Origin of the sequence: Pseudomonas putida (assembly GCF_050989985.1) — a bacterium.
GTDB lineage: Bacteria > Pseudomonadota > Gammaproteobacteria > Pseudomonadales > Pseudomonadaceae > Aquipseudomonas > Aquipseudomonas putida_AI.
Genome location: NZ_CP158815.1, coordinates 612,115 through 638,451, shown reverse-complemented (window position 1 = coordinate 638,451; position 26,337 = coordinate 612,115). Strand labels below are relative to the sequence as shown.

Annotated in this window: 28 protein-coding genes; 13 read left to right on the top strand and 15 right to left on the bottom strand. The window is 59.4% G+C overall.

Features of this window, described 5'->3' with window-relative positions; all coding sequences use genetic code 11:
• Positions 1-49: 49 nt before the first annotated feature.
• The 5 genes from ABTV29_RS03065 (at position 50) to ABTV29_RS03045 (ending at position 5,438) form a co-directional block, all read left to right on the top strand.
• Positions 50-1,252 carry an MFS transporter gene (locus tag ABTV29_RS03065; RefSeq protein WP_433768777.1) on the top strand — a complete coding sequence of 401 codons (1,203 nt, stop codon included), beginning with the start codon at positions 50-52 and terminating at the stop codon, positions 1,250-1,252.
• Between the two features lie 203 nt (positions 1,253-1,455).
• The gene (locus tag ABTV29_RS03060) at positions 1,456-2,382 is read left to right on the top strand and encodes a DUF72 domain-containing protein (RefSeq protein WP_433768776.1); all 927 of its coding nucleotides are present in this window, start codon (positions 1,456-1,458) and stop codon (positions 2,380-2,382) included.
• Positions 2,379-3,176, top strand: coding sequence for an endonuclease/exonuclease/phosphatase family protein (locus tag ABTV29_RS03055; RefSeq protein WP_433768775.1), 798 nt, complete (start codon positions 2,379-2,381; stop codon positions 3,174-3,176). The genes ABTV29_RS03060 and ABTV29_RS03055 overlap by 4 nt, the downstream gene beginning before the upstream one ends.
• Positions 3,173-4,465, top strand: coding sequence for a cardiolipin synthase ClsB (gene clsB / locus ABTV29_RS03050; protein ID WP_433768774.1), 1,293 nt, complete (start codon positions 3,173-3,175; stop codon positions 4,463-4,465). Before ABTV29_RS03055 ends, clsB begins: the two co-directional genes overlap by 4 nt.
• Positions 4,452-5,438, top strand: a complete 987-nt coding sequence (locus ABTV29_RS03045; RefSeq protein ID WP_433768773.1) for a lysylphosphatidylglycerol synthase domain-containing protein — start codon at positions 4,452-4,454, stop codon at positions 5,436-5,438. The genes clsB and ABTV29_RS03045 overlap by 14 nt, the downstream gene beginning before the upstream one ends.
• Before the next feature lie 114 nt (positions 5,439-5,552).
• On the opposite strand, the gene ABTV29_RS03040 is transcribed toward ABTV29_RS03045, so the two are convergent.
• From ABTV29_RS03040 to ABTV29_RS03030, 3 genes are all read right to left on the bottom strand, one after another.
• Positions 5,553-6,311: an alpha/beta hydrolase family protein gene (locus ABTV29_RS03040; protein ID WP_433768772.1), complete on the bottom strand. Its 759-nt coding sequence runs from the start codon at positions 6,309-6,311 to the stop codon at positions 5,553-5,555.
• A complete protein-coding gene (locus ABTV29_RS03035) occupies positions 6,301-7,410 on the bottom strand; it encodes a DUF3182 family protein (RefSeq protein ID WP_433768771.1) in 1,110 nt (369 codons plus the stop codon). Before ABTV29_RS03035 ends, ABTV29_RS03040 begins: the two co-directional genes overlap by 11 nt.
• Positions 7,411-7,690: 280 nt before the next feature.
• Positions 7,691-8,683 carry a GlxA family transcriptional regulator gene (locus ABTV29_RS03030; RefSeq protein ID WP_433768770.1) on the bottom strand — a complete coding sequence of 331 codons (993 nt, stop codon included), beginning with the start codon at positions 8,681-8,683 and terminating at the stop codon, positions 7,691-7,693.
• 102 nt (positions 8,684-8,785) lie between these two features.
• On the opposite strand from ABTV29_RS03030, the gene ABTV29_RS03025 reads away from it, so the two are divergent.
• From ABTV29_RS03025 to ABTV29_RS02995, 7 genes are all read left to right on the top strand, one after another.
• Positions 8,786-9,340 carry a cysteine hydrolase family protein gene (locus ABTV29_RS03025; protein WP_433768769.1) on the top strand — a complete coding sequence of 185 codons (555 nt, stop codon included), beginning with the start codon at positions 8,786-8,788 and terminating at the stop codon, positions 9,338-9,340.
• A 171-nt stretch (positions 9,341-9,511) separates the two neighbouring features.
• Positions 9,512-10,201, top strand: a complete 690-nt coding sequence (locus ABTV29_RS03020) for a YjfI family protein (protein WP_433768768.1) — start codon at positions 9,512-9,514, stop codon at positions 10,199-10,201.
• A gap of 36 nt (positions 10,202-10,237) precedes the next feature.
• Positions 10,238-10,936 carry a PspA/IM30 family protein gene (locus ABTV29_RS03015; protein WP_433768767.1) on the top strand — a complete coding sequence of 233 codons (699 nt, stop codon included), beginning with the start codon at positions 10,238-10,240 and terminating at the stop codon, positions 10,934-10,936.
• 105 nt (positions 10,937-11,041) lie between these two features.
• Positions 11,042-11,722, top strand: coding sequence for a DUF2491 family protein (locus ABTV29_RS03010; RefSeq protein WP_433768766.1), 681 nt, complete (start codon positions 11,042-11,044; stop codon positions 11,720-11,722).
• A gap of 14 nt (positions 11,723-11,736) precedes the next feature.
• A complete protein-coding gene (locus tag ABTV29_RS03005; protein ID WP_433768765.1) occupies positions 11,737-12,165 on the top strand; it encodes a DUF350 domain-containing protein in 429 nt (142 codons plus the stop codon).
• A 16-nt stretch (positions 12,166-12,181) separates the two neighbouring features.
• Complete coding sequence (locus ABTV29_RS03000) at positions 12,182-12,892, top strand: DUF1190 domain-containing protein (RefSeq protein ID WP_433768764.1); 711 nt, start codon at positions 12,182-12,184, stop codon at positions 12,890-12,892.
• Positions 12,893-12,904: 12 nt separating this feature from the next.
• Entirely contained in the window at positions 12,905-14,062 is a 1,158-nt protein-coding gene (locus ABTV29_RS02995; RefSeq protein WP_433768763.1) for a glutathionylspermidine synthase family protein, read from the top strand.
• A gap of 70 nt (positions 14,063-14,132) precedes the next feature.
• Here ABTV29_RS02995 and ABTV29_RS02990 read toward each other — a convergent pair whose 3' ends face one another.
• Both ABTV29_RS02990 and ABTV29_RS02985 read right to left on the bottom strand, forming a co-directional pair.
• Positions 14,133-14,645, bottom strand: coding sequence for a single-stranded DNA-binding protein (locus ABTV29_RS02990; protein WP_110965122.1), 513 nt, complete (start codon positions 14,643-14,645; stop codon positions 14,133-14,135).
• 9 nt (positions 14,646-14,654) lie between these two features.
• The gene (locus tag ABTV29_RS02985) at positions 14,655-16,052 is read right to left on the bottom strand and encodes an MFS transporter (RefSeq protein ID WP_433768762.1); all 1,398 of its coding nucleotides are present in this window, start codon (positions 16,050-16,052) and stop codon (positions 14,655-14,657) included.
• A 191-nt stretch (positions 16,053-16,243) separates the two neighbouring features.
• On the opposite strand from ABTV29_RS02985, the gene uvrA reads away from it, so the two are divergent.
• Positions 16,244-19,078 carry an excinuclease ABC subunit UvrA gene (uvrA, locus tag ABTV29_RS02980; RefSeq protein WP_433768761.1) on the top strand — a complete coding sequence of 945 codons (2,835 nt, stop codon included), beginning with the start codon at positions 16,244-16,246 and terminating at the stop codon, positions 19,076-19,078.
• Between the two features lie 65 nt (positions 19,079-19,143).
• Here the strand turns inward: uvrA and bfr are convergent, their stop codons facing one another.
• The 10 genes from bfr to rplO form a co-directional block, all read right to left on the bottom strand.
• On the bottom strand, positions 19,144-19,608 hold the full coding sequence (bfr, locus tag ABTV29_RS02975; protein WP_110965125.1) for a bacterioferritin: 465 nt from the start codon (positions 19,606-19,608) through the stop codon (positions 19,144-19,146).
• A 150-nt stretch (positions 19,609-19,758) separates the two neighbouring features.
• Entirely contained in the window at positions 19,759-21,213 is a 1,455-nt protein-coding gene (locus ABTV29_RS02970; RefSeq protein WP_433771723.1) for a catalase, read from the bottom strand.
• Between the two features lie 214 nt (positions 21,214-21,427).
• Positions 21,428-21,814, bottom strand: coding sequence for a 50S ribosomal protein L17 (gene rplQ, locus ABTV29_RS02965; protein ID WP_110965127.1), 387 nt, complete (start codon positions 21,812-21,814; stop codon positions 21,428-21,430).
• Positions 21,815-21,856: 42 nt separating this feature from the next.
• A complete protein-coding gene (locus tag ABTV29_RS02960; RefSeq protein ID WP_007924176.1) occupies positions 21,857-22,858 on the bottom strand; it encodes a DNA-directed RNA polymerase subunit alpha in 1,002 nt (333 codons plus the stop codon).
• 22 nt (positions 22,859-22,880) lie between these two features.
• The gene (gene rpsD / locus ABTV29_RS02955; protein WP_122852423.1) at positions 22,881-23,501 is read right to left on the bottom strand and encodes a 30S ribosomal protein S4; all 621 of its coding nucleotides are present in this window, start codon (positions 23,499-23,501) and stop codon (positions 22,881-22,883) included.
• A gap of 18 nt (positions 23,502-23,519) precedes the next feature.
• Positions 23,520-23,909 carry a 30S ribosomal protein S11 gene (gene rpsK, locus ABTV29_RS02950; RefSeq protein WP_002555466.1) on the bottom strand — a complete coding sequence of 130 codons (390 nt, stop codon included), beginning with the start codon at positions 23,907-23,909 and terminating at the stop codon, positions 23,520-23,522.
• Positions 23,910-23,939: 30 nt separating this feature from the next.
• Positions 23,940-24,296: a 30S ribosomal protein S13 gene (gene rpsM, locus ABTV29_RS02945; protein WP_009045849.1), complete on the bottom strand. Its 357-nt coding sequence runs from the start codon at positions 24,294-24,296 to the stop codon at positions 23,940-23,942.
• A gap of 130 nt (positions 24,297-24,426) precedes the next feature.
• On the bottom strand, positions 24,427-24,543 hold the full coding sequence (gene rpmJ, locus ABTV29_RS02940) for a 50S ribosomal protein L36 (protein WP_002555468.1): 117 nt from the start codon (positions 24,541-24,543) through the stop codon (positions 24,427-24,429).
• Positions 24,544-24,570: 27 nt separating this feature from the next.
• The gene (gene secY / locus ABTV29_RS02935; RefSeq protein ID WP_003228718.1) at positions 24,571-25,899 is read right to left on the bottom strand and encodes a preprotein translocase subunit SecY; all 1,329 of its coding nucleotides are present in this window, start codon (positions 25,897-25,899) and stop codon (positions 24,571-24,573) included.
• Positions 25,900-26,337, bottom strand: a complete 438-nt coding sequence (gene rplO, locus ABTV29_RS02930) for a 50S ribosomal protein L15 (protein WP_011336169.1) — start codon at positions 26,335-26,337, stop codon at positions 25,900-25,902.

Sequence of the window (26,337 nt, the reverse complement as noted above, 5' to 3'; positions counted from 1 at the left end):
CAAACCCCGACACTGCGCTCCATCGAATCAACCCACCGGAGTTGCAGCCATGCCCATTGCCTTGCTCGCGCTGACCCTCAGCGCCTTTGCCATCGGGACGACCGAGTTCGTCATCGTTGGCCTGTTACCCACCATCGGCACCGACCTCGGGGTCAGCCTGCCGTCAGCCGGCCTGCTGGTCAGCCTGTATGCATTGGGTGTCGCCGTCGGCGCCCCGGTGTTGACGGCCCTGACCGGCAAAGTCCCGCGAAAACTGCTGCTGTTGTCGCTGATGGTGCTGTTCACCCTCGGCAACCTGCTGGCCTGGAAAGCCCCGAGCTACGAGTCGCTGATTCTGGCGCGCATCGTGACCGGCCTGGCCCACGGGGTGTTTTTCTCGATCGGTTCGACCATCGCCACCAGTCTAGTGCCCAAGGAAAAAGCCGCCAGCGCGATCGCCATCATGTTCACCGGCCTGACCGTGGCGCTGGTCACCGGCGTACCGCTGGGGACCTTCATCGGTCAGCACTTCGGCTGGCGTGAAACCTTCCTCGCCGTGTCGGCATTGGGCGTGATCGCCTTTATCGGCAGCCTGCTCTACGTGCCGAAAAACATCGCCCACAGCAAACCCGCGTCGCTGTTGCAGCAATTGCAGGTGCTCAAGCAACCCCGGCTGTTGCTGGTGTACGCCATGACCGCCATCGGCTACGGTGGCTCGTTCATCGCCTTCACCTTCCTGGCGCCGATCCTTCAGGACCTCTCGGGCTTCAGCGCCGGCACGGTCAGCCTGGTGTTGCTGGTGTATGGCGTCTCGGTCGCGGTCGGCAACATCTGGGGCGGCAAACTGGCCGACAAGCGCGGCCCGATCAGCGCCCTGAAAATTATCTTCGCCCTGCTCGCCGCCGTGCTGTTCGCACTGACCTTCACCGCCGGCAATCCATGGCTGGCGCTGGCCACCGTGCTGGTCTGGGGCGCCGTGGCGTTCGGTAATGTGCCGGGGCTGCAGGTGTATGTAGTGCGCCAGGCTGAACATCACACCCCGCGTGCAGTGGACGTGGCTTCGGGCCTGAACATCGCCGCGTTCAACCTCGGGATTGCCGGTGGTGCTTGGGGTGGCGGCTTGATCGTGGCGCACATGGGCTTGATCCATACCGCGTGGATTGGCGGGCTGGTGGTGCTGGTGGCGCTGGCGTTGACTGCGTGGAGTGGTCGCCTGGATCGACTGGGGCCGGTGTATGCCGAAAGCTCGACTCGCGTCGTAGTCGGCCACTGATCATCCCTGTGGGAGCGAGCCTGCTCGCGAAGACGGCAGCACATTCAACATTGATGTGACTGAAACGCCGCTTTCGCGAGCAGGCTCGCTCCCACATTGGGTTTGTTGTGTTCCATAGCAGTCTTACCGTCCGTAGCCCCACCGAAACTTTCGCCTCCACCCCACAGTCAGCAAAGGAATGGGGCACTCGGACGGGAGGCGGCATGGCGGCGATTCATATCGGTATTTCAGGTTGGCGCTACACGCCTTGGCGGGGGTACTTCTACCCAAAGGGTTTGCCCCGCAAACGCGAGTTGCAGTTCGCGTCGCGGGCGGTCAACAGCATTGAAATCAACGGATCGTTCTACGCCCTGCAACGGCCTGCGCGCTATGCCCAGTGGTATGCCGAAACCCCGGATCACTTCGTGTTCAGCGTCAAGGCGCCGCGCTTCATTACCCACGTCAAACGCCTGCGCGACGTGCACAAACCCCTGGCGAACTTCTTTGCCTCCGGGGTCCTGGAACTTCGGGAAAAGCTCGGACCGATCCTCTGGCAGTTCCCGCCCAACTTCAAATTCGACGCCGAACTGTTCGAGTCCTTTCTTGAACAACTGCCTGACGACACCGAACAGGCCGCCGCGTTCGCCCGTCAGCACGACTCGCACATCAATGGCCATGAAAGCCTTGGCGCCTACAAGAAAAAACCTGTGCGCCACGCCGTGGAGATCCGCCACGACAGCTTCATCGATCCGGCCTTTGTCCGCCTGCTCAAACGCTACAACACCGCGCTGGTCATCGCCGACACCGCAGGAAAATGGCCGTATCGCGAAGACATCACCGCCGACTTCGTCTACCTGCGCCTGCACGGCGCCGAGGAGCTCTACGCCAGCGGTTACACCACCCAGGCCCTGCACCACTGGGCCGAGCGGATCGAGGCCTGGCATCAAGGACGGCAACCCAGTGATCCGCATCTGATCGCCCCCCGGCAGAAAGCCAGGGTACGTAAATCCCGCGAAGTGTTCTGCTACTTCGACAACGAAGTCAAAGTCCGCGCGCCCTTCGATGCGCGCCGTCTGCTGGAGCGTTTTGATCTCCACCGGAACCTGGCCACCACCCCCGGGGAACCCGCCACCGAAGGAGCGCTGCCATGAGCATCCGCGAACCGGTCGGCGTCACCGACGAGCAAGCGGCCATCGACACCACGGTGCATCGCTTCAGGGTGCTGACGGTCAATACCCACAAGGGTTTCACCGCGCTCAACCGGCGCTTCATCCTGCCGGAACTGCGTGAAGCGGTGCGCAGTGTCTCGGCCGATGTGGTGTTTTTGCAGGAAGTCCACGGCACCCACGAACAGCACCCCAAGCGTTACGACAATTGGCCGGCGATGCCGCAATACGAATTCCTCGCCGACACCCTGTGGCCGCAGTTCGCCTATGGGCGCAATGCGGTCTATCCGGCCGGCGATCACGGCAATGCGCTGCTGTCGAAATTCCAGATCGTGCGTCACGAAAACCTCGATGTCTCCATCAGCGGCCACGAGAACCGCGGCCTTCTGCATTGCGTGCTGCGCCTACCCGGCGACGGTCCCGAAGTACACGCGATCTGCGTTCACCTGGGCCTGCGCGAAACCCATCGCAACGCGCAACTCAAGCTGCTGGTACGACGGCTGAAGGAACTGCCGGACGATGCACCCGTCATCGTCGCCGGGGATTTCAACGACTGGCGCCAGCGCTCCGATCGCCTGCTCACGCCCCTCGGCTTGCGCGAAGTATTCGCCGAGCAACATGGCAAGCCGGCCCGCAGTTTCCCCGCACGCTTGCCGGTGTTGCGCCTGGACCGCATCTACGTGCGCCACCTCAGGGCCAGCCTTGCACAGGTGCTGACGACGAGGCCCTGGTCACACCTTTCCGACCACGCTCCGCTGTCGGTGGAGATCGAGCTATGAGCACCTCGCCGATGGAAAAAACCACCGTGGAATCGATTGCCTCGCCGCCGACCAATACGCCTGCGGCAGTGGATGTCGAGTACCGCTGGCAAGGCAACAACCGCGTCGAACTGCTGGAAAACGGCGAAGCCTATTTCCCGCGGGTGTTCGAGGCGATGCGCCAGGCCAAGACCGAGATCCTCCTGGAAACCTTCATCGTGTTCGAGGACAAGGTCGGCGAAGAGCTGAAAACCGTGCTGATCGACGCGGCGCAACGCGGCGTGCGCGTCACCGCCAGCTTCGACGGATTCGGCTGCGGCGAACTGAGCACCGGCTATCTCACGGCCCTGAGCGGTGCCGGCGTGCATTTGCAGATGTTCGACCCGGCCCCCAGGCGCCTGGGCATCCGTACCAACTGGTTCCGCCGCCTGCACCGCAAGATCGTGGTCGTGGACGGGGCCATCGCCTTCATCGGCGGAATCAACTTTTCCGGCGATCATCTGGCCGACTTCGGCCCCGAGGCCAAGCAGGACTATTCGGTGGAAGTCCAGGGCCCGGCGGTCGCCGACATCCATCACTTCGCCCTGCTGCAATGCGGTCGTCCCGCTCGCGCCAAATACTGGTGGCAACGGCGCCGTCAGCGGCGCTCGGAACTGGTGATCAATGATCATGATGGTCAGGTGCGGTTGGTGTACCGCGATAACAACGAGCATTCGACCGACATCGAGGAGATCTACCGCCATGTCTTGCGCACCGCGCAACGGCGCGTGGTGATCGCCAACGCCTACTTTTTCCCCGGTTACCGACTGCTGCGCGAGATCCGCAACGCTGCCCGGCGGGGTGTCGATGTGCGTCTGATTCTGCAAGGCCAGCCCGACATGCTGGTGGCCAAACTCGCGGCGCGCATGACCTACGACTACCTGCTCAGGGCCGGGGTGAAGATCTACGAATATTGCGATCGCCCGCTGCACGGCAAGGTCGCGCTGGTGGACGAAGACTGGAGCACGGTGGGCTCCAGCAATCTCGATCCGTTGAGCCTGTCGATGAACCTTGAGGCCAACGTGCTGATCCGTGACCATGCGTTCAATCGTGACCTGTTCGAGCGGCTCGAAGAACTCACCGACAACCACTGCAAACTGATGTCGGTGGACAAGGCTCCGCGCGGGCGAATCTGGCACATGACCATGGGTTTTCTGGTGTTCCACTTCCTGCGCCACTTCCCGGCATGGGCCGGCTGGCTGCCGGCGCATAAACCACGCCTGAAAGCGTACGCCTCACCGACCGGGAGCGATCATCATGAGCCACACTGACGCACACGCGACGCCCCACGTCGCGCACCCGGCCAAGTCGCGTTTGAGCCGCTGGAAACGACCGCTGACGATGCTGTTTTTCCTGGCACTGATCGTACTGCTGACGATGTTCGCCTCGCGCATCGAATGGGCGGAAGTGTTGCAGACGCTGACAGAGTTCAAGCACCGGACGCTGTTCATCGCCGCCGGGCTGACCCTGACGAGTTTTCTGGTCTACGCCTGTTTCGACCTGATTGGCCGCACCTACATCCGCCAGGACCTGACGTGGAAACAGATCCTGCCGGTGGGGATCATCAGCTACGCCTTCAACCTCAACCTGAGCGCCTGGGTCGGCGGCATTGCCATGCGCTATCGACTGTATTCGCGGCTCGGTGTGAGCAAGAGCAACATCGCGAAAATCCTCGGCCTGAGCCTGGCCACCAACTGGTTCGGCTACATGGTGATTGCCGGTGCGATCTTCAGCAGCGGGCTGGTACGCATGCCGCCGGGCTGGAAGCTGAGCAGCGACGCGCTGCAAGGGGTCGGTGTGTTGTTGCTGCTGGTGAGTGCGGGGTATCTGGCGGCGTGCCGCTTTTCCAAGCGGCGGGAGTGGGCCATTCGCGGCGTGGAAATCAACCTGCCGTCGCTGCACATGGCGATCCTGCAACTGGCTCTCGGGGCCCTGAACTGGTCGCTGATGGCAGCGGTGATCTTCACGCTGCTGCCGAGCAAACTCGATTACCCGCTGGTGCTGGGTGTGTTGTTGATCAGCGCCATCGCCGGGGTCATCACCCACATACCGGCCGGGCTCGGAGTGCTGGAAGCGGTGTTCGTGGCCTTGCTGCAACACGAGGTATCGCGCGGCAGCCTGGTGGCGGGGTTGCTGGCTTATCGGGCGATCTATTTCCTGCTGCCGCTGCTGATCACCCTGGTGATGTACCTGGTGGTGGAGGCCAAGGCCAAGTCGTTGCGGATTGCCAAAAAGCCCAAGTGATGTTTGGTGTCTGGGATACCGCCATCGCGGGCAAGCCTTGCTCCCACAGGACTTGTGTCGATCTCCTGTGGGAGCAAGGCTTGCCCGCGATGGCGTCCGAAAAACCACCACCAATCACTTGGACTGAATAATGCTCAACCGCTCCCCCACCACCATTTCCGTGATCCAGTCCACGAGGATCGAGGTGTAGGCCTGTTGTGAAACCGGGTCGCTCAGGGCGTGGTCGGCACCGTCGATGATGCGATGCGTCAGCGAGTGAGTCTGCTGGCATGCGGCGCGGTAACTCATGATGGTCGCGTGGGGCACGTAGTCATCGGTTTCGGACTCGACCAGCAACACGTCCCCGGTGAATTGCGAACAGGCATGCAGCGCCCGATTGCTGTCGGCGCGAACCAGCGTGCTGCGGTAATCACGCAAATCGAGCTTGTCCAGATCGCGTTTGGGCGTGTGCCATTTATCGTCGCGGTACAGCGCCGGCACCCTCAACGCGAGCCAGCGCACCGGGCGCAGCGACGTGAGGATTGAGGCCAGGTAACCGCCGTAGCTGGTGCCCACCACGGCAATCGCCGACGTATCCAGCGCCGGATGCGCGAGCAGGCGATCGTAGGCCGCCAGCAGGTCGCGCAGATTATCTTCGCGAGTCACCCGGCTCAGCGGAATGCCGGTGCCGCCGGTGTGGCCACGCAGGTCGAAGGTCAGGCACACACAGCCCAGGCCGGCGATGCCCTTGGCCCGTTCCAGGTCCCGCTCCTGGCTACCACCCCAGCCGTGCACGAACAGCACACCGGGGACTTTCGATTTGGGACTGAGAAAGGTCCCGCTCATCTGTTCGTCATCAATGTCGATTTGAATGCTTTCGCTTCTAGCCGTCATAGGGTTTGACCGTCACATACTTGAGTAGGAATTCACTGTTCTCCGCAGGTCCCCGGTACACCTCGATGGCGTCCACCGGCAGCGGCTGATCGGTATAGGTCTCCACGCTGGACACCCGAATCGCGCGCATCTGCGGGTCGTTGACGAAACTCTGCAAGGCTGCCACTTCGGCGCTGCTGGCCCCGCCCATGCGCCAGGATTGTTCGAGCACGCCGCTGCGTTGTTTGCCGTTGCAGTCGATGCCCTGGGCGATGTCGTAGTTGCGCCGAGAGGCAAAGAAAACCGGATAGGCTTCATCCGCGGCGCCGTCGAAGACTTGCGCCTGCTGGATTGCCAGACGCACGTCATCGGCAAGATCGAGCTTCAGTAAATTGTCATAGCCACCCTGCACCACTAACAGATTCGAGCCGCCATACACCTCTTCGCCCTCGGCATCCTGGGTCAGGTATTGGTCACCGCAGTAACTCAGCACTTTGTTGCCGAAGAAGCTCTGACCGACGCTGTGGGTGACGACGCGGTCCAGGTCCTGCTCGAGCACGACGCCTTCGGTGAACAGTTTTCTGGCTTCGGGCCGGGCGAGGATTTCGTCGAAACGGTCGAGACTGTCGATCACTTCCTGGCCGCGCCCGGCGCAGGCGTGAATCGGCTTGAGGCGGATCGGGCCGTTATAGAGCAGATGCTCCGCGGCGGGCCGCGCATCCTCCAGGGAAAACACGCTGAGGCCATCGAGTACGACACCGCGCACCCGTTCGGAAAACAGCGGTGCCCAGCCGGGTGGCGCATGGGCCTGCCAATTCAACAGGCCATGGGTGATGGCCTTGGTGCAGATGAAGTCATGTTCGACGTAGCCGCCCCACAGATCCTCCGGGCCCTTGACCGCCAACTCCCGGGCGGCGGCAGCGCCCACCAGGGTCTGGGTGGGCAGCACGTACAGGTCCTTGCCGCGATGCTGCTGCGGGTCATGACTGCCGCCAAACTTGAGCCCGAGAATCTGCGCCAGCCATTTGGCCAGCGCGCGGTTGGTCTGCACTTCATGCTGCGGCGCATCGGGGCGCACGGAATGGGCGACCACCAGCTTTCTGGAGTTTGTTGGGGTCATGCGTCCCCCTTCAATCGGTGCTGGATGAATGTGGTTGAAGGGGTGCAGGGATCAGGCCAATCGGAGGGGCAGGCAGAGGCTTTTCAAATCAGGCGGTTGGGTGAGCAGTGATGGCATGAGGCCTGTTTGATTCTGCACGAGGGCGTTCAGATATCAGGCAATTTGCACGACTTGTAGGAGCGAGCCTGCTCGCGATGGCGGTACATCAGGCAAATCGCATTGAATGTGCTGGCGCAATCGCGAGCAGGCTCGCTCCCACAGGGGATTGAGGGTGTGGCGTCTAGCGGGTCGCTGCCGTTGGAGTGACCCCAAACCGCGACCGGTAATCACTCGGCGCCAGCCCGGTGATTTTCTTGAACGTCGAACGAAACGCCCCCGGGTCCTGATAGCCCACGGTCCAGGCAATGTGATCGATGGTGCCGTTGGTGAATTCGAGCATCTCCCGCGCCTTGCCCACTCGCAGGTGCTGGCAATACTCCGTGGGCTTGAGCCCGGTGGCCGCGCGGAAGCGTCGCAGGAACGTGCGCTCCTCCAGCCCCGCGCGCTCGGCCATCGCCGTCAGCGACACATCGGTGGCACCGGTGCTTTGCAGCCAGTGCTGCGCTTTGAGAATCGAGGCGTCGCCATGGCTGAGGATCGGCGCGAAGTTGCTGCCGCATTCACTGGCGCTGTCGCTGTGCTCCACCACCAGGAAACGCGCGGTGCCGGTGGCGATGCTCGGGCCCAGCAGGCGATCGACCATGCGCAGGCCGAGTTCCGACCAGGCCATCAGCCCGGCGGTGGTAATCAGGTCGCCGTCATCGACGATGGGTGTATCGGCCTTGAGCTTGATTGCCGGGTAACGCTCGGCGAAGGATTTGGCCGAGGTCCAGTGGGTCGTGGCGCTACGACCGTCGAGCAAACCGCTTTCGGCCAACAGCAGCGAACCTACGCACACACCGCCCAGGGTCGCGCCATTGGCGTGCTGCTGCCGAAGCCAGTCAAGCAAAGCCCGGGGTGCCTGGCCTTCGCTGAACCCGGCAATCGACGGCGGGATCAACACCGCCACCAATGCACCGTCCGCACTGCCGTGGCTGTCATACACCCGTACCGGGGCCTGGTCGCCATCGACCCGCCAATGGCTGACGCGCAGTAACGGCAGTTGCGCCGTCTGGTGCTCGGCGGCGATCCGGTTGGCCACCCCGAACAGGTCGGTCAAACCATGCACCGCCGCCATCTGGGCGCCGGGATAGATCAACACGCCCAGTTCGACGATTGCCCTTTGTGCATCCATTGTCAGTTTTCCCCCTTCTATTGTCGGTGCGGCCAATCCCCGCCAAGCGCGCCAGCGCCAATACTTCATTCCACACCCAAACCGCACTTCGAGGAAACAGTCATGGCCAAGCAAGCACTCATCGTAGTTGATATCCAGAACGACTACTTCCCCCAAGGCAAGTGGCCGCTGGCCGGCGCCGATGCCGCCGCAGACAACGCCGTGCGCCTGCTCAAGGCCTTTCGCGAGGCCGGCGATTCGGTGGTGCACATTCGCCACGAATTCACTTCCGACGCCGCCCCCTTCTTCACCCCGGGCTCCGAAGGCGCAAAACTGCACCCCAAAGTCCTCAACCAGGCCAACGAGCCAGTGGTGCTCAAGCACTTCGTCAACTCGTTCCGCGAAACCGAGTTGCAGTCGATCCTCGACGAGCAAGGCATCAAGGAACTGGTGGTGGCCGGTAGCATGAGCCACATGTGCATCGACGGTATCACCCGGGCCGCCAACGATCTGGGCTACAGCGTCACGGTGATCCATGACGCCTGTGCCTCTCGCGATCTGGAGTTCAATGGCCTGACCGTTCCGGCGGCTCATGTGCATGCTGCGTTCATGTCGGCGCTGGGCTTTGCCTACGCCAAGGTGATATCCACCGACGAGTTCCTGTCCGCCAGCCTCTGAAACACAGGCATACCGGCGCACTGATCGACGCCGCAAACCCGCAAGGCCAGTAGCCCGATACCTGCTACTGGCCTTTTTTTGCGTCTGAAAAATCTCACGCGTGAGCCATTGTGAGCGACAAGAATTGACTGTAGTGTTTTCACGCGTGAGTTTCATAACGGAGTCGGCACCATGAAAAGCAGCTCTCCAGCAGGTGCATCTGCCGGGCCCGGGAACGAACCGGCAAGTCGCAAGGAAGAGCGCTCGAAACCGTCCACGAAAAAGCCGTCGAGCTTCTACATGAAGCAGATGCGCGCCGGACTTGCCGCCGCCGGATATGTAAAACACGAGGCTTGGGTGCTTCCCGAAAATCGAAGCCTGCTCAAGCAAATGGAGCAACAGCTACGCCAACCGATTCTGGCTGGCTCATTCATGTCGGAGAATTACATGAGCGCAGGTAACAACTGGTCCATCGATCGCCTGTTCACCGCCCTTCAGGCTCTGGACGAAGTGGTATCGCAAGAAATCACCCTCACCCTCGTTCAAGGCTCCGAATCCAGCATCAAGCTGGAAATGAACGAATTTGGCGGCCTGCCGATCTACGTCGCAGTGGTTGGCGAGCAGATCATTGTCGACACCGTACTGATCGACATCGAATCGATCAGCGACGTGCGCGCCTTCAATGATGCCGTGCTGCGCAGCCGGGAGCTGTTCCCGCTGTCCTCGATCGGTATCGAATCCATGCCGAACGGGCAGACCGTCTACAACATGTTCGGCGCACTGAGCTCCGACTCGAGCCTGACCAACGTGGTCACCGAGATCAAAACCCTGGTGGACAACGTGCATCGCGCCAGCGAAGCCTTCGAACACTTCTTCAAGTAATCCTCTTCCAAGCCATTCGCAAACAGGGAATATCCAATGACTCAGTCCATCTGGAGCAAGTTGTTCACCGCATTGCGCGGCGGCGCCAGCGAAGTCGGCGAAGCCATCGTCGACCAGCAGGCCCTGCGCATTCTCGACCAGGAAATCCGCGACGCCGACAGCGCCCTGGCCAATGCCCGGCGCGAGCTGGTGACCATCATGGCCAAACACAAACTCTCGGCCGATCGCGTGAGCGAGTACAACGCCAAGATCAAGGACCTGGAATCCAAGGCATTGGCCGCGATCCAGGCCAACCGCGAAGACCTGGCCCTGGAAGTGGCCGAGGCAATTTCGACGCTGACCAATGATCTGGATGCCGAGCAAAAGCAGGCCACCGAGTTCGGCACCTACGCAGACAACATGCGCAAGGACATCAACAAGGCAGAAGCGCGGATCAAGAGCCTGCGCCAGCAAGTGGACATGGCCAAGGCCCGCGAAAGCGTGCAGAAAGCCCAGGTCAGCGCTTCGATCGCCAGTGGCGGCGCCAACGGCAAGCTGGAAACCGCGGTCGGTACCCTCAATCGCCTGCAAGCCAAGCAACAGCAGCGCGCGGCTGAGCTGAGTGCCCAGGATGAACTGGCCGATGCTTCGAGCGGCAACGATCTGGAACGCAAACTGCGCGAGGCCGGCATCACCCCGGACGCCGGCAGCGCCAACGCCATTCTCGAGCGCCTGAAAAAACAATCAGCCGAGTAAATTAACTGGCAACCGCACAACGGGAAGGGCATTGATTGCCCTTCTTTTATTTTGCCGATTCGAGGGAACGCGCCTGCATCGCCTCCCCCCTCAAGGAAGGTTTCAATGGGATGGTTTAAAAAGTTTATGGGGCTTGAGTCCCCGAACTCGAACTCCAAGTGGATCGCCAACGACAGCGTGCCCTTCAATGAAGCGCTCACCGGCCCGCTGGGCCTGGCGTTCGGCAAGGGCGTGCTGTTCGATTCGACCCTGAAACTGCTGCTCGACGGCAAAACCACCGTGGCTATCCCCGAGTCCCAGCAGATCTGGAGCGCCGGCACCATTGAACTCGGTCAATCGACCTGGCTGTCACGCTATTACCTGAACGACGAAGACCATTGGCTGCAGGTGCACACCACCGGCGATATCGCAGGCCAGATCGAGTCGGTGATCCTGTTCAATTACCTCGACTACATCACCATCAACAGTGAAGCGCAGCTGCGACAACTGGCCGGTCCCGACAGCCTGATCGGCTTGCCGACCTACACCCACGACGGCGTCGTGTACACCCGCGAATGGGGCACGGAGGCAGGCCAGACGGAATTGGTGGCGTTGAGCGAAAACCTGAGCAACCAGAATGAGACCTACCGCATCGAGCACCACTCGATGCTTTACGCCCGCGAAACAGGCCTGACCAATCGCCGGGAGTTCCTGCTGTTTTCCGTTGAAGAAGATGCGGAAGGCACCATCAGTCTGAGCACATCGCAGGGCATCTCGCTGTACACCACCGATCTGACTATTTTTTAAACAGGACGTTATCCATGCTCGAAGCACTCTCCATTTCGCTGAACAAAGCCGCCGTGCTCGGTTTTGTTTCGTACCTTGCAGGCGCCGCCGTGTTGTTCGCGCTGTTCCAGTTCATCTACACCCGAATCACGCCCCACAAGGAATTCGAACTGATCCGCTCGGGCAACGTCGCCGCGGCAATCGCCCTCGGTGGCGCGATCATCGGGTTCGCCATTCCGGCCAGCAATGTCATCGCCTACTCGATCAGCATCCTCGACTTCGTGGTTTGGGCAGTGATCGCCGCTTTCGTCCAGTTGCTGGCGTTTCTGCTGACCAGCCTGGTGCTCAAGGGCGCGTCCGAACGTATTCAAAAAGGTGAAATCGCGGCGGGTATCTATGTGGCGGCAGTGGCCATCAGCGTCGGCATGTTGAACGCCGCGTGCATGACCCCTTCCCAGAACTGACCGCGCGGAGATCCGGATGAAACGAAGCAAGTACGTACAGCTTTCGCTGGCCGCGTCGGTCGCCATGGCGATATCAGGCTGCGGGCCAACGGAAAAAACCTACTCGGTACAGAAGAAGTACAACTTCCAGTCCGTTCAGCAGTGCGCCGATGAAAAACTCCCGGTGGACGTGTGCTCCGACGCCTACATGACCGCCCTGGCAGAGCATCGCCGCATCGCCCCGGTGTACGACAGCCAGGCCGATTGCGACGCCGACTTCGTTGCCGACTGGTGCCAACAGGACTCGGCCGGCAAGTTCGTCCCAAGGCTGGGCGGCTTTGAGCTGACGGCGGACGGCCAGATCACTCAATCCCAGGTTGACGCTGCGCGGGCACAGCTGCCTGCATCCGAAGCCAACAATGGCGGCTCGGGGTTCTCCACCGGCAGCCTGCTGACCGGCCTGCTGATCGGCAACATGCTGAGCAACAACCGCAACAGCTACTACTCCGAGCCGGTGTATCGCTATCGCGATGATCGCGGCAGTTACGGTTCTTCGACACTCAGCCAGCGGATTGCCAAGGGCACGACTTTCACCCGGTCCAACCAGGCGAAATACGGTAGCGGCTACAGCACCTCGAGCCCCCGCTCGTCCAGCAAACCGATATCAGTGGCCTCCTCTACCTCCCGTGGCGGCTTCGGCAGCAAAGCCAGTGCCCGCAGCGGCTGGGGCGGCGGATCGAGCAGTTAAGGAAGCCGGGCCATGAAGAAAATCCACTGCGCACAGCGGCATGACTGGAAAAAGACCGCCGAGAGCCTCGGCTTTCTGTTCCATACCATCGACGATGAACCCTACTGGGACGAAAGCGCGTATTACCAGTTCAGCCTCAAGCAGATCGAAAACGATCTCGAAGACCCGACCACCGAGCTTCATGAAATGTGCATGGATCTGGTGGCCCGCGTGGTCCAGAGCGAAGAGCTGCTGGAGCGTCTGAGCATCCCCGCACCGTTCTACGACCTGATACGCACGTCATGGCTCGAAGGCCATCCGCATCTGTACGGGCGCATGGATTTTTCCTACAACGGCACCGGCCCCGCCAAGCTGCTGGAGCTGAACTACGACACCCCCACCAGCCTGTATGAGGCCGCCGCTTTTCAATGGGGCTGGCTGGAACAATGCATCGAACGCGGCTTGCTGCCCAGGGATGCCGATCAGTTCAACAGCATCGACACCAAACTGCATCAGGCCTTCGCCCAACTTCAGCTCAAGCAGCCGTTCTACTTCGCGTCGATGAAAGGCTCGGTCGAAGACAAAGGCACCACCGACTACCTGCGCCTGATCGCAGAAAAGGTCGGCATCGAATCACGGCACATCGATCTCGAAGACATTGGGCTCACCCGTGACGGGCGTTTCGTTGACCTGGAAGATCGCTGGATTCCTCACCTGTTCAAGCTGCATGCCTGGGAGTTCATCTTCCACGAACCCTTTGGCGCAGCAATTGCCCAGAGTGACACGCAGTTTTTCGAGCCTGCGTGGAAGTCGATCATTTCCAACAAAGGCATCCTGCCGCTGCTGTGGGAATTCAATAAAGGCCACCCGAACCTGCTGGCGGCCCACCTGGATACTGAACCCGGCAAAACGGTGCCCAAAGGCTGGGTGCGCAAACCGTTCTTCTCCCGGGAAGGCGCCAACATCGAGTTGCAAACCGCTGACGGCCTGATCGTGAAAGAGGATGGGCCCTACACGGATGCGCCATTCATCCTGCAGGAATTCGCGCCGCTTCCGAAGTTCGACGACAGCTATACGCTGATTGGCTCCTGGGTCATCGGCGACCAGGCGGCGGGCATCGGTGTACGGGAAGACAACAGTCTGATCACCAAGGATTCGAGCCGGTTCTTGCCGCACCTGATCCTCGACTGAAAATCACAGACAACAAAAAGCCCGGCATCCTTTTGGGAATGCCGGGCTTTGTTTTGTTCCAAGCGTTTGCTTAGAACGGGATATCGTCATCAAAGCTGTCGAAATCCGGAGCTGGCTGCGGAGCGGCCTGTTGTGGCGCTGGACGCTGCTGCGGTGCTGACTGCTGCGGGCGAGGAGCCTGCTGGCGTGGCGCGGATTGCTGGTAGTTGTTGCCACCGCCTTGTTGGTCGCCCTGTTGTGGACGGCCGCCCAGCAATTGCATGGTGCCTTGCATGTCGACCACGATTTCGGTGGTGTAACGCTTGATGCCGTCTTTTTCCCACTCGCGGGTCTGCAGCTTGCCTTCGATGTAGACTTGCGAGCCTTTACGCAGGTATTCACCGGCGATTTCCGCCACTTTGCCGAACATCGATACACGGTGCCATTCGGTCTTTTCGACTTTCTGACCGGTTTGCTTGTCGGTCCATTGTTCGCTGGTCGCCAGACTCAGGTTGGTCACGGCGTTGCCGTTCGGCAGGTAACGAACTTCAGGATCCTGGCCGCAAGTGCCTACCAATATGACTTTGTTAACCCCACGGGCCATTACGTTCTCCTAGGCTACGCACGCTGCCCCGGCCGGGTTGTTCACCAGGTTTTCCAGGGTGGTGCGATCCAATAGTTCGGTGTCCAATTTGATGTAAATCGCCGCTTCATCCGCGACGATCACCGCATCTGTTACCCCTACGACGGCCTTCAGGCGCTCTACCAGACCCGCTTCGCGGATCGCCTCGGGCGACAACGGCAAGCGCAGGCTTGTCACGTAGGGAGGTTCACGCATGGTAACAGCAAAGGCCAGCCAGAGGGCAGCCAGACCGGCGCATCCCAGGAACACAACCGACAAACCGCCGTGCTGGAACAACCAGCCGCCGAGTATCCCGCCCAATGCCGATCCGAGGAACTGACTGGTGGAATAGACCCCCATCGCCGTGCCCTTGCCGCCAGCCGGTGAAACCTTGCTGATCAGCGACGGCAGAGAAGCCTCCAGAAGATTGAACGCGGTGAAGAACACCACCGTACCGATCACCAGAGCCCGCAAGCTGTCGCCGAACTGCCAGAAGAATAGCTCAGTGAACATCAGCGTCATGACGGCGCCGAGCAAAACTCGTTTCATTTTGCGTTTCTTCTCGCCGTAGATAATGAACGGGATCATGGCGAAGAAGGAAATCAGCAACGCGGTCAGGTACACCCACCAGTGCTGCTCCTTTGGCAGCCCCGCCTTTTCGACCAGCGCCAGCGGCAGGGCGACGAAGCTAGACATCAGCATCGCGTGCAACACAAAGATGCCCAGGTCCAGGCGCAACAGGTCCGGGTGCTTGAGCGTCGGCATCAATGCCTGGCGCGCGACGCCGGACTCACGGTGCTGCAAGGGGCCCGTGGAGCGCGGCACCATGAACATAACGATCACGATGCCGAACAACGCCATGCCGCCTGTGGCGATGAACAGTCCGGACAGGCCGAAAGCTCGGGTCAGCAAAGGACCCACTACCATCGCCACGGCGAACGACAGACCGATCGTCATGCCGATCATGGCCATGGCCTTGGTCCGATGCTGCTCACGGGTCAGATCCGACAGCAAGGCCATGACCGCGGCGGAAATCGCCCCGGCGCCTTGCAGGATGCGACCGGCGATCACGCCCCAGATCGAATCGGCACCGGCCGCCAGCACGCTGCCAAGGGCGAAGACCACCAACCCCAGGTAAATCACCGGGCGCCGGCCGATTCGGTCGGAAATGATGCCAAAAGGAATCTGGAAAATCGCCTGGGTCAGGCCGTAAGCGCCAATCGCCAGCCCGATAAGGGCCGGGGTCGCTCCCGCCAGGTCCATGCCATAGGTCGCCAGTACCGGCAACACCATGAACATGCCCAGCATACGGAAGGCGAACACCAGGGCCAGACCACTCGCCGCGCGGGTCTCGCTGCCACTCATGCGTTCGCTGTGGGGATCGTGCATGGAAAAACCTCATGTGAACCGGCGGCGATTCTACCAGTCCCATCGATTGGCTGGGTATATCGCGACGCTTTGCCGCGCGTAGATGAAAGACCTTTCATCAAAGGCTGTAATGACATCATTCGATAGTGTGCATCCATCCAGTATTTGGCCGTATACTCCTACGTTTTCGACGCCCGCCAAGCGAGGCCACCTTGGACAAGATCCTGATTCGTGGGGCTCGAACCCACAACCTGAAAAACATCGACCTGACCCTGCCACGGGACAAGCTGATCGTCATCACCGGCCTGTCCGGCTCCGGCAAGTCTTCGCTGGCCTTTGACACACTGTACGCCGAAGGCCAGCGCCGCTACGTCGAGTCGCTGTCAGCCTACGCCCGTCAATTCCTGTCGATGATGGAAAAGCCCGACGTCGACACCATCGAAGGCCTGTCACCGGCCATCTCCATCGAACAGAAGTCGACCTCGCATAACCCGCGCTCGACGGTCGGCACCATCACCGAGATCTACGACTACCTGCGTCTGCTGTATGCGCGCGTGGGCATCCCGCGTTGCCCGGACCACGACATCCCGCTGGAAGCGCAGACCGTCAGCCAGATGGTGGACCTTGTCCTCGCCCAACCCGAGGGCAGCAAGCTCATGCTGCTGGCCCCGGTGATCCGTGAGCGCAAAGGCGAACACCTGTCGGTCTTCGAAGAGCTGCGCGCCCAGGGTTTCGTTCGTGCCCGGATCAACGGCAAGCTCTATGAGCTGGACGAAGCGCCCAAGCTCGACAAACAGAAAAAACACACCATTGACGTCGTGGTGGACCGTTTCAAGGTGCGTGCCGACCTGCAACAGCGCCTGGCCGAATCCTTCGAGACCGCGCTGAAGCTGGCGGACGGGATTGCGCTGGTGGCACCGATGGACGACGAGCCGGGCGAAGAGATGATCTTCTCCGCACGCTTCGCCTGCCCGATCTGCGGCCATGCCATCAGCGAACTCGAACCAAAACTGTTTTCCTTCAACAATCCAGCCGGCGCCTGCCCGACCTGCGATGGCCTGGGGGTAAAGCAGTTCTTCGACATCAAGCGACTGGTCAACGGTGAACTCACACTGGCCGAAGGCGCGATTCGCGGCTGGGACCGGCGCAACGTCTATTACTTCCAGATGCTCGGGTCGCTGGCTTCCCACTTCAAATTCAGCCTGGAAGTGCCGTTCGGTGAACTGCCGGCCGATCAGCAGAAGCAGATTCTGCACGGCACCGGCTCGCAGAACGTCGACTTCAAATACCTGAACGATCGCGGCGACATCGTCAAACGCTCGCACCCGTTCGAAGGCATCGTGCCGAACCTGGAACGTCGCTATCGCGAAACCGAATCGGCTTCGGTGCGCGAAGAACTGGCCAAGTTCCTCAGCACCCAATCCTGCCCGGACTGCCGAGGCACCCGTCTACGGCGTGAGGCGCGGCATGTCTGGGTGGGCGAGAAAAACCTGCCGGCCGTGACCAATCTGCCAATCGGCGATGCCTGCGATTATTTCGGCGGGCTGTCTCTTACCGGCCGTCGTGGCGAGATTGCCGACAAGATCCTCAAGGAAATCCGCGAGCGCCTGCAGTTCCTGGTCAACGTCGGCCTCGACTATCTCTCCCTGGACCGCAGCGCGGATACGCTGTCGGGCGGTGAAGCCCAGCGTATTCGCCTGGCCAGCCAGATCGGCGCTGGCCTTGTCGGCGTCCTGTACATCCTTGACGAGCCTTCGATTGGCCTGCATCAGCGTGATAACGACCGGCTGCTGGGCACCCTGAAGCACCTGCGCGACATCGGTAACACGGTGATCGTGGTCGAGCACGACGAGGACGCCATTCGCCTGGCCGACTATGTAGTGGACATCGGTCCTGGGGCTGGCGTCCACGGCGGCAATATCGTCGCGCAGGGCACCCCGGACGAGGTGATGTCGCATCCGGATTCGCTGACCGGCAAGTACCTGTCGGGCCGGGTGAAAATCGAAGTTCCGGCCAAGCGCACACCACGGAACAAGAAGCTGTCGCTGTCGCTCAAGGGCGCCCGTGGCAACAACTTGCGCAACGTCGATCTGGATATCCCGATCGGTCTGCTGACCTGCGTGACCGGCGTATCCGGCTCGGGCAAGTCGACGCTGATCAACAACACGCTTTTCCCCTTGAGCGCCACAGCGCTGAACGGTGCAACGACTCTCGAAGCGGCCCCTCATGACAGCATCAAGGGCCTGGAGCATCTGGATAAAGTCGTCGATATCGACCAAAGCCCGATCGGGCGCACGCCGCGCTCCAACCCGGCGACTTACACCGGGCTTTTCACGCCGATCCGCGAACTGTTCGCCGGCGTTCCGGAGTCCCGCTCTCGCGGTTATGGTCCTGGTCGCTTCTCCTTCAACGTGAAGGGCGGGCGCTGCGAAGCCTGCCAGGGCGATGGCCTGATCAAGGTGGAGATGCACTTCCTGCCGGACATCTATGTGCCGTGCGATGTCTGCAAGAGCAAGCGCTACAACCGCGAGACGCTGGAGATCAAATATAAAGGCAAGAACATTCACGAGACCCTCGAGATGACCATCGAGGAAGCCCGGGAATTCTTCGATGCTGTACCGGCCCTGGCGCGCAAGCTACAGACGCTGATGGACGTCGGCCTGTCCTACATCAAGCTGGGGCAATCGGCGACCACACTGTCCGGAGGCGAGGCTCAACGGGTCAAGCTGTCCCGCGAGCTGTCCAAGCGCGATACCGGCAAGACCCTGTATATCCTCGACGAACCGACAACCGGCCTGCACTTCGCGGATATCCAGCAATTGCTCGACGTGTTGCATCGATTGCGCGACCACGGCAACACAGTGGTGGTGATCGAGCACAACCTGGACGTGATCAAGACCGCCGACTGGCTGGTGGACCTTGGGCCGGAAGGTGGCTCCAAAGGTGGCCAGATCATCGCGGTCGGCACACCTGAGGAAGTCGCCGAGATGAAGCAGTCTCATACCGGCTATTACCTCAAACCGCTTCTGGAGCGTGATAGAGCCTGACTCAGGCCCATGAAAAAGCCCCGGTCACTTCAAGAGTGATCGGGGCTTTTTTGTACCTGGATGAATCAGGCGTGAGATTGCAGATAATTCTGGATACCGATCAACTTGATCAGGCCCAACTGCTTCTCCAGCCAATAGGTGTGATCCTCTTCGGTGTCGTTGAGCTGGACTTCGAGGATTTCACGGCTGATGTAGTCCTGGTGCTTTTCGCAGAGCTCAATGCCTTTGCAGAGGGCGGCGCGCACTTTGTACTCAAGACGCAGGTCCGCTTCGAGCATCTCCGGCACCGTGGTACCGACATCGAGATCATCGGGACGCATGCGTGGTGTGCCTTCGAGCATCAGGATGCGGCGCATCAGTGCGTCAGCGTGCCCCGCTTCCTCTTCCATCTCGTGGTTGATTCGTTCGTAGAGCTTGGTGAAACCCCAGTCCTCATACATGCGCGAGTGCACGAAATATTGATCACGCGCGGCCAGCTCGCCGGTCAGCAACGTGTTGAGGTAATCGATAACGTCTGGGTGGCCTTTCATCGCCCTACATCTCCCTGCTTGAAAGTCTGTAGTTTGAACCAACTCCGCCGTATCGTCACTCGCCAAACGCAATAAAAGCGAAGATGTTCTGAGAAAAGCAGCTTAAATAACGCAAAAAACCGCCCAAATAAGGGCGGTTCTGCTTCTCATTTAGACTTCGTTAAGCTGTACATTGAGCAGCTTTGCGATTGCTTCTCCATACGCCGGGTCAGCCCTGAAAAAATGCTGCAATTGACGATCGACGACGTCGCTTGATACGCCTGCCATCGCACCTGCGATGTTGCTGACCAGCAACGCCTTCTGCTCATCACTCATCAGGCGGAACAGCGCGCCTGCATGGCTGTAGTAATCAGTATCTTCGCGATGATCATAGCGATTGGCTTCGCCACTCAGAGCCAACGGCGGCTCGGCGTAATGAGGCGTCTGCTTTGGCGAATCGACGTAGCTGTTAGGTTCGTAGTTCGGCGCGGCGCCACCGTTGGTGCCGAACGCCATCGAACCATCGCGCTGGTAAGTGTTGACCGAGCTACGTGGGGCGTTCACCGGTAGTTGCTGGTGATTGGTGCCCACACGATAGCGGTGCGCATCGGCGTAGGCGAAGACCCGGCCCTGCAGCATTCGATCCGGCGACAGACCCACACCAGGCACCATGTTGCTTGGGCCGAACGCAGCCTGCTCGACTTCTGCGAAGTAGTTGAGCGGATTACGGTTCAGCTCCAGCTCACCGACCTCGATCAACGGAAACTCTTTCTGCGACCAGGTTTTGGTCACGTCGAACGGGTTTTCGTAGTGCGCGGCGGCCTGGGCCTCGGTCATGAGCTGGATGCACACACTCCATTTCGGGAAGTCGCCGCGCTCGATGGCTTCAAACAGGTCGCGCTGTGCGTAGTCCGGATCGGTACCTGCCAGGCGAGCGGCCTCTGCCGGGGCCAGGTTCTTGATTCCCTGTTTGGTCTTGTAGTGCCACTTGACCCAGTGCCGCTCGCCCTTGGCGCTGATCAGGCTGTAGGTGTGGCTGCCAAAGCCGTGCATGTGTCGATAGCCATCAGGGATGCCACGGTCCGAGAACAGAATCGTGACCTGGTGCAGCGCTTCGGGAGAATGCGACCAGAAGTCCCACATCGCTTGCGCACTTTTAAGGTTGCTTTGCGGCAGACGTTTCTGGGTGTGAATAAAGTCCGGGAACTTCAAAGGATCGCGGATAAAAAACACTGGTGTGTTGTTACCTACAATGTCCCAGTTGCCTTCTTCGGTGTAGAACTTCAACGCAAAGCCACGCGGGTCGCGCTCGGTATCAGCCGAACCACGCTCACCACCTACTGTGGAAAATCGCAGGAAGGTCGGTGTTTGCTTGCCGACTGCCTCAAACAGCTTGGCGCTGGTGTATTGGGTGATATCACGTGTAACGGTGAACGTACCGTAGGCCCCTGAGCCTTTAGCGTGTACACGACGCTCAGGAATGTTCTCACGGTTGAAGTGCGCCAACTTCTCGATCAGATGGAAGTCGTCAAGCAACAGCGGGCCACGCGGGCCGGCTGAACGGGAATTCTGATTATCAGCGACAGGAGCGCCACTGGCAGTGGTAAGCATCTTGTTTTGGCTCATGCGATCTCTTCCTTTATCGGTCTTGAACTGCCGGCTAATCGGCTGAAAGGAAGTATTGACGATGAACATGACACCAGCTAATTCATTAGCTGATAACAATCGATAGAAATAACCAATACAAAGTGATATCGGATGCAGTTTCGGCTTTACACCCAAAAACCGGGCACAAAAAAACCGGGCACTAGGCCCGGTTTTTTCGTTTCAGACTGACGTCTTACTCAGCGGATACAGCTTCACCACCGGTAGCACGATCAACCAACTCGACGTACGCCATAGGCGCGTTGTCGCCAGCGCGGAAACCGCACTTGAGGATGCGCAGGTAGCCACCCTCACGGGTAGCGTAACGCTTGCCCAGGTCGTTGAAGAGCTTGCCTACGATAGCTTTCGAACGAGTACGGTCGAAAGCCAGACGACGGTTAGCAACGCTGTCTGTCTTGGCCAGAGTGATCAGCGGCTCGGCAACGCGGCGCAGTTCTTTGGCTTTTGGCAGAGTAGTTTTGATCAGCTCGTGCTCGAACAGCGACACCGCCATGTTCTGGAACATGGCCTTGCGGTGCGAGCTGGTGCGGCTCAGGTGACGCCCACTTTTACGATGACGCATGGTTCATTCCTTACCAAACACTACGTTCGGTGATTACGACGATCAGGCAGTCGCCTTGTCGTCCTTCTTAAGACTTGCAGGCGGCCAGTTGTCGAGGCGCATGCCGAGGGACAGACCGCGGGAGGCCAGAACGTCCTTGATTTCAGTCAAGGATTTCTTGCCAAGGTTCGGAGTCTTCAACAGCTCTACTTCGGTACGCTGAATCAGGTCGCCGATGTAGTAGATGTTTTCCGCCTTAAGGCAGTTAGCCGAACGTACAGTCAGTTCCAGATCGTCAACCGGGCGAAGCAGGATCGGATCGATCTCGTCTTCCTGCTCGATTACCACTGGTTCGCTGTCACCTTTGAGGTCGACGAACGCAGCCAACTGCTGTTGCAGAATGGTTGCAGCGCGGCGGATAGCCTCTTCAGGATCCAGAGTACCGTTGGTTTCCAGATCAATAACCAGCTTGTCCAGGTTAGTACGCTGTTCGACACGGGCGTTTTCCACCACGTATGCGATACGGCGAACCGGGCTGAACGAAGAGTCAAGCTGCAAGCGACCAATGCTGCGGCTTTCGTCTTCATCGCTCTGACGCGAGTCTGCCGGCTCATAACCACGACCACGAGCTACTACGAGCTTCATGTTCAGGGCGCCGTTAGACGCCAGGTTAGCGATTACGTGATCGGGATTAACGATCTCGACATCATGATCCAGCTGAATATCGGCAGCGGTAACCACCCCCGAACCCTTCTTCGACAAGGTCAGCGTAACTTCGTCACGGCCATGCAGCTTGATAGCCAGACCTTTAAGGTTCAACAGGATTTCAATTACGTCTTCCTGTACACCTTCGATGGCGCTGTACTCGTGGAGCACACCGTCAATCTCGGCCTCGACTACTGCACAGCCGGGCATTGAGGACAACAGGATGCGGCGCAGCGCGTTGCCCAGGGTGTGGCCGAAACCACGCTCGAGAGGCTCGAGAGTGATCTTGGCGCGGGTTGGACTGACAACCTGCACATCAATGTGGCGGGGTGTCAGGAACTCATTTACCGAAATCTGCATGGATGCACCTATTTTCTAGCCCTTACTTGGAGTAGAGCTCGACAATCAGGCTTTCGTTGATGTCGGCGGACAGATCACTGCGAGCTGGAACGTTCTTGAAAACGCCCGACTTCTTCTCAGTGTCTACTTCTACCCATTCTACGCGGCCACGTTGGGCACACAGATCGAGAGCTTGGACAATGCGAAGTTGGTTTTTTGCTTTCTCGCGAACAGCAACCACGTCACCAGCACGAACCTGGTAGGACGGAACGTTAACGGTTTTGCCGTTTACGCTGATCGACTTGTGCGATACCAGCTGACGGGATTCGGCACGAGTCGAACCAAAGCCCATACGGTATACAACGTTGTCCAGACGGCATTCGAGCAGTTGCAGCAGGTTTTCGCCAGTTGCACCTTTCTTGCCAGCAGCTTCTTTGTAGTAGCCGCTGAATTGACGCTCGAGAACGCCGTAGATACGACGGACCTTCTGCTTTTCACGCAGTTGGGTGCCGTAATCGGACTGGCGACCGCGGCGCTGGCCGTGGATACCAGGTGCTGCTTCAATGTTGCACTTCGATTCGATCGCGCGCACGCCGCTCTTCAGGAAGAGATCGGTGCCTTCGCGACGAGCGAGTTTGCATTTTGGACCAATGTAACGAGCCATTCTTTACAATCTCCTGGATTACACGCGGCGCTTCTTCGGCGGACGGCACCCGTTGTGCGGGATTGGCGTCACGTCGGTGATGCTGGCGATCTTGTAGCCACAGCCGTTCAAAGCGCGGACTGCGGATTCACGACCTGGACCTGGACCCTTGACGTTTACGTCGAGGTTTTTCAGGCCGTATTCCAGCGCAGCTTGACCAGCACGTTCAGCAGCTACTTGAGCAGCAAACGGGGTGGACTTGCGGGAACCGCGGAAACCCGAACCACCGGAGGTAGCCCAGGAAAGAGCGTTACCTTGACGGTCGGTGATGGTCACGATGGTGTTGTTAAAAGAAGCATGGATGTGGGCGATGCCATCAACCACTGTCTTTTTAACTTTTTTACGAGGACGAGCAGCAGGTTTTGCCATGATTAAATTCCTGTCGATTCGCTGGGGCGATTACTTGCGGATCGGCTTACGCGGACCTTTACGGGTACGCGCGTTGGTCTTGGTACGCTGACCGCGTACTGGCAGACCACGACGATGACGCAGACCGCGATAGCAACCGAGGTCCATCAAGCGCTTGATTTTCATGTTGATTTCGCGACGCAGGTCACCTTCAGTGGTGAACTTCGCCACTTCGCCACGCAGCTGTTCAATTTGCTCGTCGCTCAGATCTTTGATCTTTGCTGCTGGGTTTACCCCAGTCTCTGCACAGATTTTCTGCGCAGTCGTGCGACCAACACCATAGATGTAGGTCAGCGAGATAACAGTATGCTTGTTATCTGGAATGTTAACGCCTGCAATACGGGCCATTCAGTGGGACTCCAATTGACAGCTACCTACGCCCCGGAAGCCAAGAAATAGGGCGCGAGATAATATCGCTGTAATAACAAATAATCAACCCGGCAGCGCACTAGCTGCCGGGCTTGAAGCACAATCACACTCAGCCTTGGCGCTGTTTGTGACGCGGTTCCGCGCTGCAAATTACTCGAACAACACCTTCGCGGCGAATAATCTTGCAGTTACGGCACAGCTTTTTCACCGATGCACGAACTTTCATCACCAACTCCTCGAACCTTATGGGTACTCAGCGCAACATGCCGCTGCCGTAACCCTTCAGGTTGGCTTTCTTCATCAGGGATTCGTACTGGTGCGAAACGAGGTGCGATTGTACTTGGGACATGAAGTCCATCACAACCACGACCACGATCAGCAACGAGGTCCCGCCAAGGTAGAACGGAACGTTGGCTGCAACCACCAGGAACTGGGGCAGCAGGCAGACGGCCGTCATGTAAAGAGCACCGAACATGGTCAAGCGAGTCAGAACGCCATCAATGTAGCGCGCGGACTGCTCACCTGGACGGATACCCGGAATAAAGGCACCGGACTTCTTCAGGTTTTCCGCTACGTCTTTCGGATTGAACATCAACGCCGTATAGAAGAAGCAGAAGAAAATAATCCCTGCACTAAACAGCAGAATATTCAACGGCTGACCAGGAGCGATCGACTGCGAGATGTCCTGCAACCAGCCCATACCTTCAGACTGGCCGAACCAGGCACCCAACGAAGCCGGGAACAGCAAGATGCTGCTCGCGAAAATGGCCGGAATAACACCGGCCATGTTCACCTTCAACGGCAAGTGGCTGGTCTGCGCAGCGAAGACCTTGCGGCCTTGCTGACGCTTGGCGTAGTGAACAGCAATACGACGCTGACCACGCTCAATGAACACCACGAAACCGATAATCGCTACTGCCAGCAAACCGATGGCAACCAGGGCGAAGATGTTGATATCACCCTGACGCGCAGACTCGAAAGACTGCCCAATCGCTCTCGGAAGACCGGCGACGATACCCGAAAAAATCAACATCGAGATACCGTTGCCAACACCACGCTCAGTAATCTGCTCACCCAGCCACATCATGAACATCGCACCAGCCACAAAAGTGGATACCGCGACGAAATGGAAGCCAAAGTCACCAGTGAACGCTACGCCCTGCCCCGCCAAGCCAATGGACATGCCAATAGCCTGAACGAGAGCGAGGACGACAGTGCCGTAGCGGGTGTACTGGCTGATCTTGCGACGGCCAGCTTCACCTTCCTTCTTCAACTGCTCCAGCTGCGGGCTGACAGCGGTCATGAGCTGCATGATGATCGATGCCGAAATGTACGGCATGATCCCCAGTGCAAAGATACTCATCCGCTCCAGCGCGCCGCCGGAAAACATGTTGAACAAGCTAAGAATGGTCCCCTCATTCTGTCGAAACAGGTCCGCGAGTCGGTCCGGGTTGATACCTGGAACCGGGATGTGTGCGCCTATTCGGTAGACGATAATCGCCAGGAACAGAAAACGCAGACGAGCCCAGAGTTCAGACATACCGCCTTTGCCGAGCGCAGAGAGAGCACCTTGCTTAGCCATTTATTCCTCGAACTTGCCGCCAGCTGCTTCGATAGCCGCACGCGCACCTTTGGTGGCGCCGATTCCCTTTCCGATGGTAACAGCGCGAGCCACTTCACCGGACAGCATGATTTTCACGCGCTGTACGTTGACGTTGATCACGTTGGCATCTTTCAGGGACTGCACGGTGACGATGTCGCCTTCCACTTTAGCCAGCTCGGACAGACGCACTTCTGCGCGGTCCATGGCTTTCAGGGAAACGAAACCGAACTTCGGCAGGCGACGATGCAGCGGCTGTTGACCGCCTTCAAAGCCTGGAGCAATGGTGCCACCGGAGCGGGAAGTCTGACCTTTGTGACCACGGCCACCAGTCTTACCCAAACCACTACCGATACCACGGCCCGGACGATGCTTTTCGCGACGGGAACCCGGCGCTGGACTCAGATCATTGAGTTTCAT